The sequence below is a fragment of the Sphingomonas sp. BE138 genome (assembly GCF_031456125.1).
Lineage (GTDB): Bacteria > Pseudomonadota > Alphaproteobacteria > Sphingomonadales > Sphingomonadaceae > Sphingomonas.
In genome coordinates this window covers 1-15,435 of the sequence record NZ_JAVDUC010000036.1, presented here as the reverse complement: position 1 = coordinate 15,435, position 15,435 = coordinate 1, and the positions used below count along the sequence as shown (strand labels likewise).

At 66.6% G+C, this 15,435-nt stretch carries 19 protein-coding genes and 1 pseudogene; 12 read left to right on the top strand and 8 right to left on the bottom strand.

The features are described 5' to 3' along the window. Nucleotides 1-29: 29 nt before the first annotated feature. The gene (locus J2Y58_RS19765) at nucleotides 30-1,862 is read left to right on the top strand and encodes a strawberry notch C-terminal domain-containing protein (RefSeq protein WP_405053145.1); all 1,833 of its coding nucleotides are present in this window, start codon (nucleotides 30-32) and stop codon (nucleotides 1,860-1,862) included. 121 nt (nucleotides 1,863-1,983) lie between these two features. Here the strand turns inward: J2Y58_RS19765 and J2Y58_RS19760 are convergent, their stop codons facing one another. The 5 genes from J2Y58_RS19760 to J2Y58_RS19740 form a co-directional block, all read right to left on the bottom strand. Beyond that, a complete protein-coding gene (locus J2Y58_RS19760) occupies nucleotides 1,984-2,748 on the bottom strand; it encodes a molybdopterin-dependent oxidoreductase (protein WP_066760134.1) in 765 nt (254 codons plus the stop codon). Continuing rightward, nucleotides 2,745-3,536, bottom strand: a complete 792-nt coding sequence (locus J2Y58_RS19755; protein WP_066760136.1) for a cytochrome b/b6 domain-containing protein — start codon at nucleotides 3,534-3,536, stop codon at nucleotides 2,745-2,747. Before J2Y58_RS19755 ends, J2Y58_RS19760 begins: the two co-directional genes overlap by 4 nt. A 259-nt stretch (nucleotides 3,537-3,795) precedes the next feature. Then, the gene (locus J2Y58_RS19750) at nucleotides 3,796-4,527 is read right to left on the bottom strand and encodes a thioredoxin family protein (RefSeq protein WP_066760138.1); all 732 of its coding nucleotides are present in this window, start codon (nucleotides 4,525-4,527) and stop codon (nucleotides 3,796-3,798) included. Between the two features lie 30 nt (nucleotides 4,528-4,557). Beyond that, nucleotides 4,558-5,286, bottom strand: a complete 729-nt coding sequence (locus J2Y58_RS19745; RefSeq protein WP_066760139.1) for a cytochrome c biogenesis CcdA family protein — start codon at nucleotides 5,284-5,286, stop codon at nucleotides 4,558-4,560. 7 nt (nucleotides 5,287-5,293) lie between these two features. After that, the gene (locus J2Y58_RS19740; protein ID WP_082731213.1) at nucleotides 5,294-5,689 is read right to left on the bottom strand and encodes a thioredoxin family protein; all 396 of its coding nucleotides are present in this window, start codon (nucleotides 5,687-5,689) and stop codon (nucleotides 5,294-5,296) included. Between the two features lie 265 nt (nucleotides 5,690-5,954). Here J2Y58_RS19740 and J2Y58_RS19735 point away from each other — a divergent pair, with 265 nt between their 5' ends. After that, the gene (locus tag J2Y58_RS19735; protein WP_066760140.1) at nucleotides 5,955-6,482 is read left to right on the top strand and encodes a sigma-70 family RNA polymerase sigma factor; all 528 of its coding nucleotides are present in this window, start codon (nucleotides 5,955-5,957) and stop codon (nucleotides 6,480-6,482) included. 5 nt (nucleotides 6,483-6,487) lie between these two features. Further along, nucleotides 6,488-7,138, top strand: a complete 651-nt coding sequence (locus tag J2Y58_RS19730) for a DUF1109 domain-containing protein (protein ID WP_066760187.1) — start codon at nucleotides 6,488-6,490, stop codon at nucleotides 7,136-7,138. A 9-nt stretch (nucleotides 7,139-7,147) separates the two neighbouring features. Here J2Y58_RS19730 and J2Y58_RS19725 read toward each other — a convergent pair whose 3' ends face one another. Then, on the bottom strand, nucleotides 7,148-7,609 hold the full coding sequence (locus J2Y58_RS19725) for a YkgB family protein (protein WP_066760141.1): 462 nt from the start codon (nucleotides 7,607-7,609) through the stop codon (nucleotides 7,148-7,150). Between the two features lie 221 nt (nucleotides 7,610-7,830). Beyond that, entirely contained in the window at nucleotides 7,831-8,535 is a 705-nt protein-coding gene (locus tag J2Y58_RS19720; protein WP_310107016.1) for a type II CAAX endopeptidase family protein, read from the bottom strand. 188 nt (nucleotides 8,536-8,723) lie between these two features. On the opposite strand from J2Y58_RS19720, the gene J2Y58_RS19715 reads away from it, so the two are divergent. The 9 genes from J2Y58_RS19715 to J2Y58_RS19675 all read left to right on the top strand — a co-directional run bounded on the left by J2Y58_RS19715 (nucleotide 8,724) and on the right by J2Y58_RS19675 (nucleotide 14,993). After that, nucleotides 8,724-10,835 (top strand): ParB/RepB/Spo0J family partition protein, encoded by a 2,112-nt coding sequence (locus J2Y58_RS19715; protein WP_310107015.1) that lies wholly within the window; start codon nucleotides 8,724-8,726, stop codon nucleotides 10,833-10,835. A gap of 122 nt (nucleotides 10,836-10,957) precedes the next feature. Then, entirely contained in the window at nucleotides 10,958-11,893 is a 936-nt protein-coding gene (locus J2Y58_RS19710) for a zincin-like metallopeptidase domain-containing protein (protein ID WP_310107013.1), read from the top strand. 27 nt (nucleotides 11,894-11,920) lie between these two features. Continuing rightward, nucleotides 11,921-12,412: a hypothetical protein gene (locus J2Y58_RS19705; RefSeq protein WP_310107012.1), complete on the top strand. Its 492-nt coding sequence runs from the start codon at nucleotides 11,921-11,923 to the stop codon at nucleotides 12,410-12,412. Then, on the top strand, nucleotides 12,409-12,609 hold the full coding sequence (locus J2Y58_RS19700; protein ID WP_310107010.1) for a hypothetical protein: 201 nt from the start codon (nucleotides 12,409-12,411) through the stop codon (nucleotides 12,607-12,609). Before J2Y58_RS19705 ends, J2Y58_RS19700 begins: the two co-directional genes overlap by 4 nt. A gap of 40 nt (nucleotides 12,610-12,649) precedes the next feature. Next, a complete protein-coding gene (locus J2Y58_RS19695) occupies nucleotides 12,650-12,787 on the top strand; it encodes a hypothetical protein (RefSeq protein WP_310107009.1) in 138 nt (45 codons plus the stop codon). Between the two features lie 144 nt (nucleotides 12,788-12,931). Next, nucleotides 12,932-13,576, top strand: a complete 645-nt coding sequence (locus J2Y58_RS19690) for a hypothetical protein (protein WP_310107007.1) — start codon at nucleotides 12,932-12,934, stop codon at nucleotides 13,574-13,576. Nucleotides 13,577-13,616: 40 nt separating this feature from the next. Further along, on the top strand, nucleotides 13,617-14,243 hold the full coding sequence (locus J2Y58_RS19685) for a DUF6927 domain-containing protein (protein WP_310107006.1): 627 nt from the start codon (nucleotides 13,617-13,619) through the stop codon (nucleotides 14,241-14,243). Between the two features lie 31 nt (nucleotides 14,244-14,274). After that, on the top strand, nucleotides 14,275-14,481 hold the full coding sequence (locus J2Y58_RS19680) for a hypothetical protein (RefSeq protein WP_310107004.1): 207 nt from the start codon (nucleotides 14,275-14,277) through the stop codon (nucleotides 14,479-14,481). Beyond that, nucleotides 14,478-14,993, top strand: a complete 516-nt coding sequence (locus tag J2Y58_RS19675) for a thermonuclease family protein (RefSeq protein ID WP_310107003.1) — start codon at nucleotides 14,478-14,480, stop codon at nucleotides 14,991-14,993. The genes J2Y58_RS19680 and J2Y58_RS19675 overlap by 4 nt, the downstream gene beginning before the upstream one ends. An 80-nt stretch (nucleotides 14,994-15,073) precedes the next feature. On the opposite strand, the pseudogene J2Y58_RS19670 reads toward J2Y58_RS19675, so the two are convergent. Further along, a pseudogene (locus J2Y58_RS19670) lies at nucleotides 15,074-15,435 on the bottom strand (hypothetical protein); the annotation flags it as partial.

Here is a 15,435-nt window from a genome sequence, read left to right as displayed (position 1 = left end):
AAGGAACTGTAATTATCTGGAGTGAATTCATGGAAAACCGAAGGAAACCTGCGCCTCCCGCCGCCACGCTCGACATAAACTGCGACTGCAAAGAAGCGGTCATCGACTACCTCTCCCGCGCCTTCCCGGTCCAGCAGATGCGCGACTATCGCGACGATACCGGCGAAGTGCGCTCGCGGCCGATGTTCGACGATGGCGGCCATCCCGTCACCAACCCCGAAGCCGAGGCGGCACGCGACGCCCTCATCGAGCAGCTATGTGCTCTGCCTCCGATCGCGGCGGTACTCGACGGTGTGCTCGCCCACTTCGGACATGATCACGTCGCCGAGGTGACGGGCCGCACCAAGCGACTCGTGCCCGGCACCGGCGGTTCGCAGAAACTCGAGACCCGCTCAGGCCGCGCGACGCAGGCGGACGCCGCGGCTTTCATGGCCGGGACCAAGCGCATCCTCGTCTTCTCGGATGCGGGTGGCACCGGCCGGTCCTACCATGCGAGCCTCGACGCGGTGAACCAGGAGCAACGCGTCCACCTGCTGCTCGAACCGGGCTGGCGCGCCGATCGCGCGATCCAGGGGCTGGGGCGCACGCATCGCACCCACCAGGCCTGCTCGCCGCTGTTTCGCCCCGTCACCACCGACTGCAAGGGCGAGCTGCGTTTCACCTCGACCATCGCGCGCCGCCTCGACAGCCTCGGCGCATTGACCCGCGGCCAGCGCCAGACCGGCGGGCAGAACCTGTTCGACCCGGCCGACAATCTCGAAAGCGACTATGCCAGGGCAGCGCTGATCTCCTGGTATCACCTCCTCAAGGCCGGCAAGCTCAGGAGCACCAACCTCGACGACTTCCAGCACCGCACCGGGCTCGAGCTGCTCGACAGCGACGGCGTCCTCAAGGAGGACCTGCCCCCCATCCAGCGCTGGCTCAACCGGCTGCTGGCACTGCCGATCGGATTGCAGAACCTCATCTTCGACGAGTTCCTGGCGCTGGTCGAAACCCGCGTCGCGGCAGCGCGCGAGGCGGGAACGCTCGATGTCGGGGTCGAGACGATGCAGGTCGAGACCGCGACCGTCCTCGACGACACGCTCCTTCGCACCGATCCGGTCAGCGGCGCGACCTCGCACCTGCTCACGCTCATAGTCACCCGGCGTCGTCACCCCGTATCGCTCGAGCGTGTCCTGCGCATCGCCGACACCGACACGAGCGCGGTGTTCGTGAGGAACGGCAAGTCCGGCAAGGTCGCGCTTCGCACCGCCGCGCGCGCCGGCATGACCGAGGACGGCGCGCCCGTGCCGCGCATCGAGCTGATGCGACCGACGAGGCGTGAATATCTTGCCGCCGACGACCTCTACGAGACCGCCTGGGAGGAATGTTCGCGCGACGCCTTCGCCGCGGCTTGGGAGATCGAGGCCGAGGAAGCGCGGCAGACCGTCGACACCGAGACCGTCCGGCTCGCAACCGGCCTCCTGCTGCCGATCTGGTCGGCTCTGCCCGCGACGCATCTCGCCGTCAGCCGCGTGGTCGACGCCGAAGGGCGCTCGTGGCTCGGCCGCATCGTCTTCCCCGGCGACCTCCACCAGCTGTTCGGCAAGCTCGGCATCTCGGATCGACGCACCCTCTCTGCGACCGAGATCGTCACCGCCGTCGAGAGCGGCAGCGTGATCCCGATCCAGCAGCCGTTCGCCTGCGAGATCAGGCGCTCGCGCGTCAACGCCAGCCCGAGGATCGAAATTGCGGGCGCACCGGCCGACCGCCTCGCCTGGCTGAAGTCGCTTGGCTGCTTCACCGAGATCATCGCCTACAAGACCCGCGTCTTCGTGCCGGTAGATCGCGCCGGCGACATCCTCGCGCATATCATCGGCTGAACATCCAAGCGTCCCACAACGATGGTGAAACGGGAATGTCAGCTTTCGCTGGCGGAATGTCGGACACGTTCAACGTCCAAACCACCGCCAGCATAGAAATTTATCGTGTGATCGCGATCTCTCAGAGTCCTGCGTACCACTCATATCCTGCAGCATCCTCCCAATACCCACCCTTGCCGCCATAGATGCCGGCAAGGCTTGGGACCGCCTCGATCCGCTGGACATATTTCGCGTGTTTATAGCCGAGCTGCCGCTCTACCCTGAGACGTAACGGCGCGCCGTTCTGGACCGGAAGCAGCTGGTCGTTGATCCCCCAAGCCAGGATCGTCTGCGGATGAACGGCGTCGATCCGGTCGATCGATTCATAGTACATGGTCCCGTTGGTCTGTGGGTCGGCACAATGAAACACGATAAAACGGGCTTGCGGACTGACACCTGCGCGATCCAGCAACAGCTTTAGGGGCACACCGTGCCATTTCGCGATCGCGCTCCAGCCCTCCACGCAGTCATGACGTGTGATCTGGGTTCGGGTCGGCATCGCCCTGATCTGGTCGAGCGAAAAGGCTTGCGGGTTAGCGACAGCGCCGTCGACCACCAGCCGCCAATCGTTGAAGTTGACGGCAAGATGCCGTGCATAATCGGTTCCGCCCGGCATCCGGGTGCCATTCGCTCGAAAAACGGGCGAGCGCTGCGAAGGAGCGAACTCCTCAGCTAGCGCCGTCCGGTCCTGCAATAGCCTCTGAAAGGCATAGTTGCCCCGCTCGCCGGATGCGAGGAGCGCGCGAAATTGCTCATTTTGCCCTAGACGGTCGCAGCCTGAGAGTATCGTGCCGGCGCCGGCTGCAAGGCTGCCGACAAGAGCGCGGCGTGTGAGAATCGTTGTCATTGCGTGTCCAAGGTCCGCTTGAGCTTGGCGATATGTTTGTCGGGATCGGGTGGCACTCGGAACCAGCCGGTCAACATCGAACGGACCTCGTTGATCGGACCCGCCAGTAGCACCAAAGTCAGGTGAACGACGATGAACGCAGCTATGATACCAGCGCAAATGAAATGCAGAGAGCGGGCCGACGAGCGACCGCCCAAAAGATCGAGCGGCCAGTGCATGACTGCGTTGAATCCGGGAGACAAGCTCAGCCCGGTCAGGATCAGCAGCGGGATAACGACGAATACGATCGAAATATACGCGATCTTCTGTAGGACGTTATACCGGAGCGCTTCTTGACCAGTGGGGAATTTTAGGCGCGCATGATCCTTCACGTCTTGCCAGAGGTGGGAAGGAGCAAGTTCGCTGCGCCGTAGCGTCAGGTCACGCTGGATGTGCCGGTTGACCAGACTGATGACCAGATGAGCAAGCAGGCCAAACGCGAGAATCCAAGCGAAGAACAGATGCCAGTGGCGAGCAAGCGCCAGATTGTATGTTGAGGGGATTGTTGCCCAGCCCGGAAAGCGCGGCGGAGACCACCACGGCTGATCGAAATTCGCGCCATACTCACCCCAATAAAGGTGCGGGTGGGCGTTCGAGATCATCAACCCGCTCATTAGCAGGACGATGATCGCCACCGCATTGGTCCAATGCCAAAGCCTTGTCGGCAATCGATGCCGGTACACCAGTTCGCCGCCGTGCTCTGCACGCTCGCGGGTCTCGGTGGCTGAAGTCGATAGCGGCTCGATCATCTGCAGCCTCCTCGGTACCGCACACCATCGGCTTCGTGCCGATAGTCGCGAGGGTTTTGTAACCCGGGGCCTGCATCCGGGTGGTCTGCCCAAGCGCCGGTCCGGCGTGTCGAGCGCATGGAGTGGAAAATTCCCATCATCATAATCCCAACTTCGATCGCTGACCGGCCGGAGTTACACGGCCGATGAAATATCGTCGGCCGATGTGCAGCCTCGCTAACTCGGCCGATCCCCAGCCGCGGACGGCACCGCCAACGGCTTACAGCTTGCGCGCTGCGGTGATCGGCCCGCCCGTACCCTGCTGCACCAGAACGGCGGAGCTCAGCCCGCGGGGTGCGCTGGGCAGCGGCAACTCCGTCACCGCGCCGGACCAATTGCCCAGCTTTACCAATTCCCGCACGATATTGCGGTGGGGGAGCGTCCGCCCCCCATTCTCTCCGGCGCGGATCGGCACCTCGACCGTCCGCGGATCGTAGCGGACCAGCCAGATCGTCGATGGAACGTCTTTGCCGGCAGCCAGAGTCAGGGCTCCATTGCGCACCGATATGGCAGGACCGCCACGCGCAGGGCCGGCGCGCTGTATAGCCGCTTCGAGCTGGGCACGATTGCTGCCAACGATAGTGGGCCCGCCGTTGATGATCACCTGCGGTGTCGCCACCTGTGGGCGACCAGCGGCACGCGCATAGTCCCATTGCCGCGCGGTCCAGGCGGGGGAGCCGAAAGTGTCCTTCCAGCCGAGCCGATCCCAGTAGGTCACGGCGAAGGATAAGGCGAGCACGCCCGGCGCATCCGCAATGGCGTTCACGTTGGCGTTGGCAGGCGGGCAGGACGAGCAGCCTTGGCTTTGGAACAGTTCGACCACCACAGGCGCGGCGGGCGTCCCGACGACGAGTGGTTTGACCGGGCGGGGCTGTGCGGCAGCTCCGGCGGGCGCCTGCCCGCAGCCGGCCAGCGCTAACAGGGACAGCAGGGAGAGGATGTTGTGCGTCATGCAGAGTGCCTCGGTGGGAGAGTACGAATGTTAAAAGGCGGTCGACCATTCGGTTACCCGGTCGGGCAGATGATCGAGTAGGAAGGCTTCGAGTTGGCGATCCACCCCTGTCAGGATGAAAATGCCGACGATTAACAGCAGTCCTCCAAGCACGATCTTGCCGCGACCGCCCGCTGCCATCATCCGCCCCCGCCAGCGGGCGAGCGCGCCGCGAGCGGCAAAGGCGATGACCAGCAGCACGGTGGAGATACCTAGTCCGAAGGCCGCCATCACCAGCGCTACTTCGCCCAGATCCTTCCCTTCCGCCGCCAGCGCCACCGCCGCGCCGAGCGTGGGGCCGACACAGGGTGCCCAGACGATGCCGAGCAATGCCCCGATCAGCGCTTGACCCCACAACCCGGCGCGGTCGTCGAGTGCGCTTTGCTGTCGGCTCGCCCAGGCTGCGGCAGGCGTGGCGATCCGTGAAAGCCCGTCCTGAAGGCGAGGTATCAGCAGGACGATGCCCACCAGGCACAGGATGATCGCGCCGGCGTTCCGGACGACAAGCGTATCGATCCCGAGCGCCTGCCCGAACGCGGCGACGACGAAGCCGGTCGCGGTGAACGCCAGCACCAGTCCCGCCGCAAGTGCCACGGGCGCGAAGCGGTGACGCTGCGCCGCCGACGACAGGACGATCGGTACCAGCGGCAGCACGCACGGCGACAGGATGGTGAGCGCGCCCGCCACATAGGCGAGCGCGGGGTTCAACGCCGAGGCCATTAGAGGATCAGGCCAGCGCGCCGCGGATCACCGCGGATACCTTGGCATCGTTGGTCTCGTGAGCGATGCGGCCGGTTTCGCGCTTGCCGCGAAAGCCGATCAGGGTCGACTGCATCGTCGCGCCGAACTTCTGCCAAAGCGGCTTCTGCGTGTCATAGTCGATCCGGAAGACCTGCATGTCGCGATAGGCGGGTTCGGCGATGACACGCTCGATCGTCTTTGCCTGCTGACGGCATACCGGGCACCACGGGGCATGGACCCAGACAAGGATCGGCTTGCCCGCCTTCTGCGCTGCATCGAACGCGGCCTGATTGAACGGTTTGACGGTCGGTGCCGCATGGGCGGGCGCCGCGATCGTGATGGGCGCGGCGATGACGGCGACGGACAGAAACATGGAACGCATCGGTGACCTCCCTTGATGGTTCCTGTCACTACGGGACAACCAGGAAGCCGGTTACACGGCACATGAATGAAAAGATGCCGTTGTAACCAAACGCCGCGCTCCCGCGTAGTCCGTGCACCGGCGCGTTGGAGGGTAGGACTGCATGGACGACGAACAGGTGCCGGTGACGAACGCTGGTCGTTCCGGACTATGCTTGGACGCTATGCCCCTTGATCATTCGCAATATCCCGCTCGATACTGATCGACGCGGCGTTGCGGGGTGTAGATGGGGCAAAGCGAAGATCAGCTCAAGGCATTGATGATCGGGGGGCTGGATGGCGACGCTGCCGCTCACGCTGCGCTACTGCGCGCGCTCGTCCCGCTGCTGGAACGTTTTTATCGCCGGCGGCTCGCCGGCAGCAACGAAGTGGATGACCTGGTGCAGGAAACCTTGATCGCCGTGCATGGCCGCCGGGCGACCTGGGATCGCGGCCGCCCCTTCACGGCGTGGCTCTATGCCATCGCACGCTATCGCATGATCGATCACCTGCGCCGACAGCGCCGGCACATCCCGATCGAGGACGTGGAGGCAATGCTGGTGACGGAGGGTTTCGAAGCATCCGCGAATGCCCGGATCGATGTCGCCCGTCTGCTGGGCACGCTGCCGCCCAAGCAGTCGCGAGCCATTCGGGACACGCATATCGACGGACAAAGCATCGCGGAGGCCGCTACCCGAGCCGGGATCGGGGAGTCCGACGTCAAGATTTCCGTGCATCGCGGCCTTCGTGCGCTCGCCGCCCGGCTGAAAGGGTGACGGCAATGAGCACTGAGAGCACCGAACAGTTGATCCGACAGCTCAGCCGCGACGTAGCGCGTGTGCCGCCTAACGCCGTCGCGCGGCGCATCGCCATCGGGATCGCGACCGGATGCGTCCTTGCGGCTCTCTACATGGGCGCCACGATCGGCGTTCGCCCCGATCTGGATGCGGCGATGCAAGGATCGTCCTTCTGGATCAAGGCCGCCTACACCCTGTCGATCGCGATGGTGGCGATGTCCACGGCGGTGAAGCTGGCTCGTCCGGACGCGAGCGTCCCGCGCGGCCTATGGCTGCTGGCGGTGCCGGCGCTCCTCCTGGCAGGCGTCGGGGTGGTCGAACTCGCCTCGACGCCCTCTGGCGACTGGCTGGCGATGTGGCTGGGCCAAAGCTGGCGGAGCTGTCCGTGGCACGTCCTGACCCTGTCGATCCCGATCTTCGCCGGATTGCTGTGGTCGTTCCGGCGTCTCGCGCCGACACACTTCAGGGCCGCCGGTGCTGCAGCGGGACTGAGCGCCGGGGGATGGGCGGCGACGATCTACTGCCTTCACTGCCCCGAGGTATCGGCCATCTTCGTGCTTACCTGGTACACACTAGGAATTGCCCTCGCCGCCAGCGTAGGAGCGCTGATGGGTCCAAGGCTCCTGCGCTGGTGACCGCGTGCGTCAGTCGCCGCGCGGCATTCGGCGTTGTCCGTCGACCGCGAGTGCGTAACAGGCTGCCAGCAGCACGGCGTCCTTCATCAGGAACTGGCCGGTCGACCCGAGAAACGGAGCGCCGTATCCCGCCTGCCAGAACGCGGGCGCACCCAATGAGAAGCTGAGCGTGACGCAAAAGGTGAATACGCCCATCGCACCGCCGGCGAGGCTTGCGAACGGATAGCGAGCGCCGAGCGCGATCATTGCTCCTGTCAGCAACTCGATAGTACCGATGACGTTGCTTGCGCCACGCTCGCCCCAGATCGGATACATCCAGCTAAAGAGCGGATAGTGGCTTGCGATCTTTGCCACGCCCTCGGCCTCATATGCCGCGAACTTGGCGATGCCGAATAATGCGAAAACGATGACGATCGACCATCGCAACGCAGCGATGGTGGTGGCGTCGTTCGGAACGTAGCTAGTCGTCATAAATCTCCCCTTTGGGAGCGCTTACGAAGCGGGACGGAGATGGGTTACAACGCCTCCCCAGCCAAGGCTCGCCCCCGACATTCCCGATTGGGAAAGTCGAGCGAGATCCCACCACCTTCTACGAGCAGGTTAACTAGTCAGAGGGCAAGGCATTCCCGAAATATGTTCCCGAATGCCTTTTCCCGAAACAGCGTTATGACGACGGAGTTTCGGGACGCCCGTCACACCAGGCTGGCATACCACATCCCGAACGCATTGCCGGCGACATGGACGATCAGCCCGGGCACGATCGAGCGCGTGAGAACCGCACAGATCGCCGTGGCGATGCCGAGACAGAAGGCTGCAACCAGGTTCGACGCCTCCGCATGCAGCGTTACGAACAGCACCGCCGAGACGAGCACCGTTACGACAGCAGGCAGACGGTCGATCAGACTGCCGACAAGATAGCCGCGGTAGAGCACCTCTTCGATGACCGGTGCGATGAACACGGTCGCGATCACCAGCCATAGGGCGCCTGACGGGCCGCGCAGCGCCTCGCCGACCATGACGTCGGCGTCGCCGCCTGACTGCCACACGGTTCGCCCCGTTGCCGCCAGGTAGAGGAGCGGCAGTTGCGCGATCACCATCGCCAGCACGATGACCACGACCGTCACCCGGCCACGTCGCGGCCACCTCAACAGCACAGCCGGCCCGCGTCCCGGCCGGCGCAGGTCGGCCGCGACCGCTAGGCCGATGACGATCGCCCCGCCAATGATCGTCAGGGAGATCGCCCGTGCCGAACCCGGCACCAAGCCGAGCGCCGGCGCTGCCGCATAGTGAACCAGCGTCAGCACGACCTGCTGGGCGACGAGCAGCGCCGCGACCAGCCGCAATGACGGCCGCGCGGTCGCGGCGCTGCCTGTCGCCGCCCTGCCGTTGCTCCCCATCACCGCCCTCCTTCAGCCCGCAAGGCCAGCATGCCCGATCCGGCGTCCGCGTCCACCATCCCGCGCCTTGGCGCGATCCCCCGAGCTTCCGGGGGCCAAGGAAGGGGAGAAGGATCGGGAGGATGTCCGGTCCGGGGTGCGGCGTAACGCAGCCGGCCGGGCATTTCTTACGCTCATGGAGACGACGCATGACCCAGACCGTCAAACTCGCGAAGCTGAAGCGCTCCGAGAAGAATGTCCGCACCAGCCCGCCACGCAACATCGAGGCGATGGCTGCCAGCATCGAGGCGCGCGGCATCATGCAGAACCTGCTCGTGACGCCATCCAAGCCACGCGGCATGTTCGAGATCATCGCCGGCGACCGCCGCTATCTTGGCGCCATGATGCTCGCCGAAGCGGGCACGATCGATGCCACCGGCTATGACGTGCCGGTCAAGATCGTCAGCGGCGACGAGGCAGACCTGCGCGAGGTATCGCTGACCGAGAACTTCCAGCGCGAGCCGATGACCGTCGCCGAGGAATGCGTCGCATTTCAGCATTTCCTGAAAACCGACGGCGACATCGACGCGGTTGCCAAGCGGTTCGGTCAGACCCGTCGCTTCATCGAGGGCCGGCTGCGGCTCGCCAACCTTGCCGAGCCGATCTTCACCGCGCTCGCCGAAGGGCGCATCTCCTACGAGATGGCGAAGGCCTACGGCTCGACCGAGGATACCGCCAAGCAGCAGCGGGTGTTCGAGGCCTACGGTCAGTCGAGCTACGTCAACGCCGACCAGATCCGCCGCGCGATCGCCAACGACACGATGAAGTCGAGCGATCCCGTCGCGATCCTCGTCGGGGCGCAAGCCTATGTCGCCGCGGGCGGCAGGATCGAGCGCGAACTGTTCAGCGAGGACGGCGACCGCTGGTCGGACCCCGAGCTGGCGCAGAGCCTCGCCGCCACGATCATGGAAGCCGAGGCGAAGCGCCTGGGCGAGGAACAGGGTCTTGCCTGGATCCGGCCGATCGCGTCGAGCAGCCTCTACGGTGCGACCGCGGACCTCCACCGCGTGCCGCTCCAGCCCGCCCCGCTCACCGAGGAAGAGGCGGCACGCTCCGACGCGATCGTCGAGCGGTGCGAGGCGCTCGAGGAAACGATGGCCGACGAGGGCATCGAGGACGACGCCTATGCCACGCTCGAGGAGGAATACGACACCCTCCGCTCGGAATACGAGGCTCTCAACAGCAAGCCGCCGGTCCTTTCCGACGAGATCAAGGGGCAGGTCGGCACCTTCCTGATGCTCGGCCGCGACGGCACGCTGACGCTGGAGACCACCTACTACAGCGAAACGCCGCTCCGCGTGGGCGATGGCGACGGTCCGGTCGTGCCTGGCCGGTCGGCGAAGGACGCAGGCTCCCTCCCGCCCGAGGCGGTCGCCCCCGGAGGCAAGCCGCTCAGCGCGCGTCTCCACGACGAGCTCGCGGTCCAGCGCCGCGACATCCTGGCCGCCTCGATCCTCGGCGATCCGGCACTCGCGCTCGATTACATGCTGTTCGCGACCGTCGACCAGGCGCGCGGCTACGTCACCTACGGCACCACGATCGGCGCGCGGCGTCCCGACGATCCGCAGATGCCCAAGGACCAGCCCGCCACGCAGGCGCAGATCGCGCTCGCCGAGGCGCGCGAAGCGCTCGACAGCAGCTGGACGGAACCGGCGCGCGTGGTCGAACGGTTCGACGCGTTCCGCGCGCTCGACGACGATGCCAAGGCGGCATGGCTGGCGGTGATGGTCGCCGGATCGCTCCAGGCGAAGCCCGACTACAGCTCGGTGAAGACGAACCCGCTCCATGTCCGGCTTGCATCGATCATGGACGTCCGGCCTGCGCAATGGTGGCGTCCGACCGCGGCGAACTTCTTCGACCGCGTGTCGAAGGGGACGCTGCTCGCGCTCCTCACCGAGGTCGGCGGGCCGGTGCTCGCCGCGCGCTATGTCGGCTCCAAGAAGGGCGAGATCTCGACCAGTTGCGAGAAGCTGTTCGCCGGCGAGGCGATCACCGAGGCCGAGATCAAGGAAGCCGCGCTCGCCTGGGTCCCCGACGCGATGCGCTTCGACGTGAGCGCGGCCGGGGATATCGAGGAGGTCGAGGTTGAGGACGACGATCTCGACGGCGACCTGGGCGATGAGGGCGACCTCGACGGGGGTGGCGACCCCGACGCCGATGACGCCGACCTCGATGGCGACCTCGACGATGGGGCCGGCATCGAAGGCGGTGAGGATGACGCGGCCAACGACGAGGATGCCGCGCTGGTCGCGGCCGAATAACCCCCGCCCGTCCGTCTCCCGGGCGCAACCTGGCGGCCGCTCCCATCCGGTGAGCGGCCGCTTTTTCCTTCACACCGGGACGCGTGCCGGCCGGCTCGCGCCCGATCGGGGAGCCACCCGCCATGACCTTCCGTCGCAAGACCGACCAGCCGCGCCGCGACGTCGCGCGCGAGATCACCGACCTGATCGTCTCCAAGCTTGAAGCCGGCGTCCTGCCATGGTCCCGCCCCTGGGGGCTGACCGGTGCCGGAGGCCGACCGCTGCGCCATTGCGGCACGCCCTACACCGGCATCAACAACCTCTTCCTGTGGGCGATCGGCGATGCCGCGGGATATTCCGCACGTACCTGGATGACCTACCGGCAGGCCGAGGAACTCGGGGGCCAGGTCCGCCGCGGCGAGCACGGCTCCCCCAGCGTCTATTTCTCCAGTTTCTCGAAGACCGATGCCAATCGGATTACCGGCGAGGAAACGCAAAGGAATATCCGTTTCATCCGCTCGTACACGGTTTTCAACGTCGAGCAGATCGACGGCCTGCCGGCATATTATTACCCGGTCGCGGCGCCGGCCGAGCCGCGCATCGAGAGCGTCCACCGCGCCGCGATCGACGCCTTCTTCGGCGCGCTGCCCGCAACCGTGCGGCATGGCGGCGACCAGGCGTTCTTCTCGCCGATCGGCGACTACATCCAGATGCCGCGGCGTGGCGCGTTCCGGTCGGACGACCATTACGCCAGCACGCTGGGCCACGAATACATCCATTATTCGGGAGCGCCGAGCCGGCTCAACCGCGAGTTCGGCCGCAAGTTCGGCGACCAGGCGTATGCGTTCGAGGAGCTTGTCGCCTCGATCGGCCAGTGCCTCGTCTGCGCCGACCTCGGTCTGCCCGGCGAGCTGCACGACAATCATGCCAGCTACATCGACCATTGGCTGCGCATCCTGAAGTCGGACGCGAGCGCGATCATCAAGGCCGCCTCGAAAGCCGAGCAGGCCTTCGCCTGGCTGAAGGAGCAGGCCGGCGCCGACACCGCCGCAGCCGAACCCGAAGCGCTCGCGGCATGACCGCTACCCTCCACGGAGCACCCGCCCATGCACATCGAACTGCGCAAGCTGAAGGTCGTACCCGCGCTGTCGCAGGAGACGACCTGCTACACCGCCGAGATCTGGATCGATGGAAGCCGCGCCTTCCTCGCATCAAACCGTGGCCACGGCGCCGCGGACGACTTCCATGCCACCGGCAGCGTCACGACCGCCGAGGTCGATGCCTGGCTCGCCGCAACCCGCGAACCCTCCCGGATCGGCGACAGCGTGCGGGCGCATTGTCTCGAGTTCGAGGTCGGCGACCTCATCACCCGGATCGAGGAGACGAAGCGGCTGCGCCGGCAGTGCGCCACGCGCCTCATCGTCATCGACGGCGGTGAGGTCCATGCCTATGCGTTGAAGGGCCGATCCGCGGCGGTCGTCGCGGCATCGGTGCAAAGACGCTCCCCCGGCATCCGCATCGTCAACGGCGATGACGCCGCGATCGACGAGGCGGTCTCGCTGATGATCGCCGCTGCCCGTCAGGAGCCGGCGGGATGATCGCGCTGGACCTCATGACGCTGCTCGGCCCGGCGGCGATCGATGCCGAATGGGAGGCCGAGAAAGCCGGATGGCGCGCCTTCGTCATGGGCAATACCGGCTGCTGCCACCGCCCGGGCAGCCGGCTCGCCCGCGCCTTCCAGCGCGGATACGATGCGGCCGAACGTTCCGACGACGCGGTTGGCCTGATGCTCTGAGCCGCATGACAGGGCGGTGCCGCCACGACAGGATCATGCCATGATCGCGCTTCGCTTCGCCCCGCATTTCCTGACCGGACAGCCGGTTGACCGCGACACGCGGCGCGCGCGTCTCCTCGCTGCCCGCCGCTACCCGGTCGAGAGCGTGCCGCGAGCCGGCATCCTGTCGGGTCACTAGGATGGCGGCACCATCGTCGGTGCGTTCCGGTCGGGCTCGGGCAGCTTTCGCGCCGGTCCGTGACATCGGCGCAAGGCCGATCGGCGAGGGAGAAGAGGGGGAGGGGAGGGTCCGGGCGCGTGGATGCGCTCGGGAGATACCACGATGCCCTACGACGTCGCCTTGCGCCACCAGCAGGCGCTCGATCCGAGCGCGCTCACCACCATCACCGCAGCGCTTCACGCGCTCACCAGCGCGCTCGACGACTGCCGCAACGCCGGCGTGCCGTTCGCGGCCGATGCCGGTGTGCTGCTTCTCGCGCGCCACCTCGGTCATCTTGCGGGCGCCGGCACCGACGACACCATCCTGCGACGCCGCTGCGCCGAGGCCATCGCAGAGCTGGAGCGGTTCCCCGCGCTTCTCACGCTCGCCATCCGCGGGGTCGGCTACGATGCCGCCGCCAAGGATCTGTTTCATGCCGACGGTCGCAAGGCGATGCACCGCCTCGCCGCCGCGCTCGGGCTGGCGCAGGATCGCTACCGCGTCCATTCCAATCGCAGCCATATCTCGCAGTCCGGCGAGATCACGCTGCACGGCGAGGAAGTGCTCGTCCAGCTCTCGCTCGGCCCGCTCGGCCCCGACAACGAGGTGATCTACCGCAAGGTCGACGGCCGCTGCGATACGATCGGCGACGTGCGCCGCTTCGCCTCGGTCCGCGACCTCCTCGCGCCTGAACGCTTCGCCGAACGCCTGCGCCGCGAGTTGCGCCTGACCCCGCCCGCCCGGGAGCCGCAGCGCCTCGCCGGGTGACACCCGACCCCAAAACTCACCGACCGAAAGGACCCCGCTTATGGGCTGGCTCAGCATGCCGCTGTCGTCGATGACCCCCTATGAGACGCCCAAGGCGTATCTCGACGCGCAATTCACCTACGATCGCCATGACGAGGCGGGGAAGGGCGGTGCCTTGCGCGTTCTCGCGTCCTCATGCCTGCGCAACAAGGTCTGGTATGCGGCCGCGATCCGGACCGTCGACGGCGTCGATGAGCCCGCCTTCGCGATCGTCTGCCTGGTCAGCTGGAACCCGCGCGCCAGGGACGGATTCGTGTTCGCATACAAGGATATGACGGAACATATGGGTCCGAACGAGGCCGAATGTCCGGAGCGCATCCTGGCGCTCCTCGGCGACACCGACGATCCATCCGCGCTCGACTGGCGCCGTCGCTGCCTCGACCGGCTCTCGCGCCGCGCCGCCCAGCCGCTCGAACACGGCATGCACATCCGCCTGCCTGCCGCGATCCGTTTCACCGACGGCCATGAGGGCACCGACTTCATCGTCCACAAGCGCGGCCGCAGAATCGCGCTCGCGAAACCTGGATCCGGTTATCCCTCTTACCGGATTACCAACCTGTGCGACATGGCCTGGACGGTCGTGCCGCCTCCAACCCAGACCCGCGTCCACAAAACGGTGTTCGGTTGATCGCCGCACCTCTCCAGCCCAGGATCACGCCATGTCTTGCCCCGAGGATACCGGCCTCAGCGCCAAACGCTCGCGCCTGTGCAGTCGCGCGCATGCCCAGGCGGTCGCCGCCCGCCTCTTCGAGGCCGGCGCCCGCCACGTCTCGATCGTGCGGACCGGCGATCCGCGGCAGCCCTTCCGCGTCGTACCCACGCTCGTCGACGGTCCCAACGTCGAAATCGAACTGCGCTACGCATGAGGCGCGTCATCGTCCTGGCCGCGCTCGCGCTGACCGCCTGCGGTGCCGCCAGCCCCGCCGAAGAGGGTGACGCGGCCATCGCCGGCAAGGCCCGGGCGATCGACGGCGATACCGTAAGCCTCGACTTCCGCCTGTCGGGCGCCGACGCGTTCGAGCGCAAGCAGCTCTGCCAGGGGCCGGACGGCTGCTATCCGTGCGGCAAGCTCGCGCAGGATGCGGCCGCGCGACTGCTGCGCTCGGCGAAGGCGACGATCCGGCTGACCGGTGCCGCCAGCTACGGACGGCCCGTCGCGATCGTCACCGTCGATGGTGTGGACCTCGGCGAACGGATGATCGCGCAAGGGTGGGCGGTGCCGGTGACCAGATACCTCCGGCACGATCCCGCTCGCGCCACCCGCTATGTCGCGGCCTACACCGAGGCGCAGGCGAACCGCCGCGGCGCGCACGACGGATCATGGATCGATCCGGGAAAATGGCGGCGCGGGGAACGTCTCGCCTGCGAGCGCCGTTGAAGCGGCACCCCCCCGACATAGACGAAGCGGCCCCGGTTCATCGCCGGGGCCGCTTCTCTTTTGCCGGACGGGCTTGAGCCTTACGCCGGCCGGTCGCGTTTGCGAGGATGATCGATCGCGTCATAGTCGGGGCCGGGATCGTGCGACCATGACGGCCCGATCGCAAACTCGGGCTCGAAGCGGCCAAGCGGACCGTCCGGGGCGGCCGCGACATACGGCGGCTTCATCTCGACCTTCGGGAGCTTCTCGCGGTGCAGATAGCCCGCGACGCGCCCGCGCCCGAGCAACAGCGCCTCCAGCCAGAGCAGATCGTCGAGCAGCACGCAGACGCCGCGTCCGGCAAGGTTTGCGGTTTCAAGCCGAAGTGCGACACGCCTCGTGGCAGCGGGGGCAGCGTGTAGCCTCCCAAGCAGCGCAGCGCTGCCCCCGCTGAGGCGCCGCC

Excerpts from the sequence above, each read along its gene's own strand:
- J2Y58_RS19750 (WP_066760138.1), bottom strand. The coding sequence starts at position 4,527 with ATGACGCACAACATCCTCTCCCTGCTGTCCCTGTTAGCGCTGGCCGGC.
- J2Y58_RS19695 (WP_310107009.1), top strand. The coding sequence starts at position 12,650 with ATGATCGCGCTTCGCTTCGCCCCGCATTTCCTGACCGGACAGCCGGTT.
- J2Y58_RS19705 (WP_310107012.1), top strand. The coding sequence starts at position 11,921 with ATGCACATCGAACTGCGCAAGCTGAAGGTCGTACCCGCGCTGTCGCAG.
- J2Y58_RS19765 (WP_405053145.1), top strand. The coding sequence starts at position 30 with ATGGAAAACCGAAGGAAACCTGCGCCTCCCGCCGCCACGCTCGACATA.
- J2Y58_RS19730 (WP_066760187.1), top strand. The coding sequence starts at position 6,488 with ATGAGCACTGAGAGCACCGAACAGTTGATCCGACAGCTCAGCCGCGAC.
- J2Y58_RS19720 (WP_310107016.1), bottom strand. The coding sequence starts at position 8,535 with ATGGGGAGCAACGGCAGGGCGGCGACAGGCAGCGCCGCGACCGCGCGG.
- J2Y58_RS19760 (WP_066760134.1), bottom strand. The coding sequence starts at position 2,748 with ATGACAACGATTCTCACACGCCGCGCTCTTGTCGGCAGCCTTGCAGCC.
- J2Y58_RS19675 (WP_310107003.1), top strand. The coding sequence starts at position 14,478 with ATGAGGCGCGTCATCGTCCTGGCCGCGCTCGCGCTGACCGCCTGCGGT.
- J2Y58_RS19700 (WP_310107010.1), top strand. The coding sequence starts at position 12,409 with ATGATCGCGCTGGACCTCATGACGCTGCTCGGCCCGGCGGCGATCGAT.
- J2Y58_RS19690 (WP_310107007.1), top strand. The coding sequence starts at position 12,932 with ATGCCCTACGACGTCGCCTTGCGCCACCAGCAGGCGCTCGATCCGAGC.
- J2Y58_RS19685 (WP_310107006.1), top strand. The coding sequence starts at position 13,617 with ATGGGCTGGCTCAGCATGCCGCTGTCGTCGATGACCCCCTATGAGACG.
- J2Y58_RS19735 (WP_066760140.1), top strand. The coding sequence starts at position 5,955 with ATGGGGCAAAGCGAAGATCAGCTCAAGGCATTGATGATCGGGGGGCTG.
- J2Y58_RS19755 (WP_066760136.1), bottom strand. The coding sequence starts at position 3,536 with ATGATCGAGCCGCTATCGACTTCAGCCACCGAGACCCGCGAGCGTGCA.
- J2Y58_RS19710 (WP_310107013.1), top strand. The coding sequence starts at position 10,958 with ATGACCTTCCGTCGCAAGACCGACCAGCCGCGCCGCGACGTCGCGCGC.
- J2Y58_RS19725 (WP_066760141.1), bottom strand. The coding sequence starts at position 7,609 with ATGACGACTAGCTACGTTCCGAACGACGCCACCACCATCGCTGCGTTG.
- J2Y58_RS19715 (WP_310107015.1), top strand. The coding sequence starts at position 8,724 with ATGACCCAGACCGTCAAACTCGCGAAGCTGAAGCGCTCCGAGAAGAAT.
- J2Y58_RS19745 (WP_066760139.1), bottom strand. The coding sequence starts at position 5,286 with ATGGCCTCGGCGTTGAACCCCGCGCTCGCCTATGTGGCGGGCGCGCTC.
- J2Y58_RS19680 (WP_310107004.1), top strand. The coding sequence starts at position 14,275 with ATGTCTTGCCCCGAGGATACCGGCCTCAGCGCCAAACGCTCGCGCCTG.
- J2Y58_RS19740 (WP_082731213.1), bottom strand. The coding sequence starts at position 5,689 with ATGCGTTCCATGTTTCTGTCCGTCGCCGTCATCGCCGCGCCCATCACG.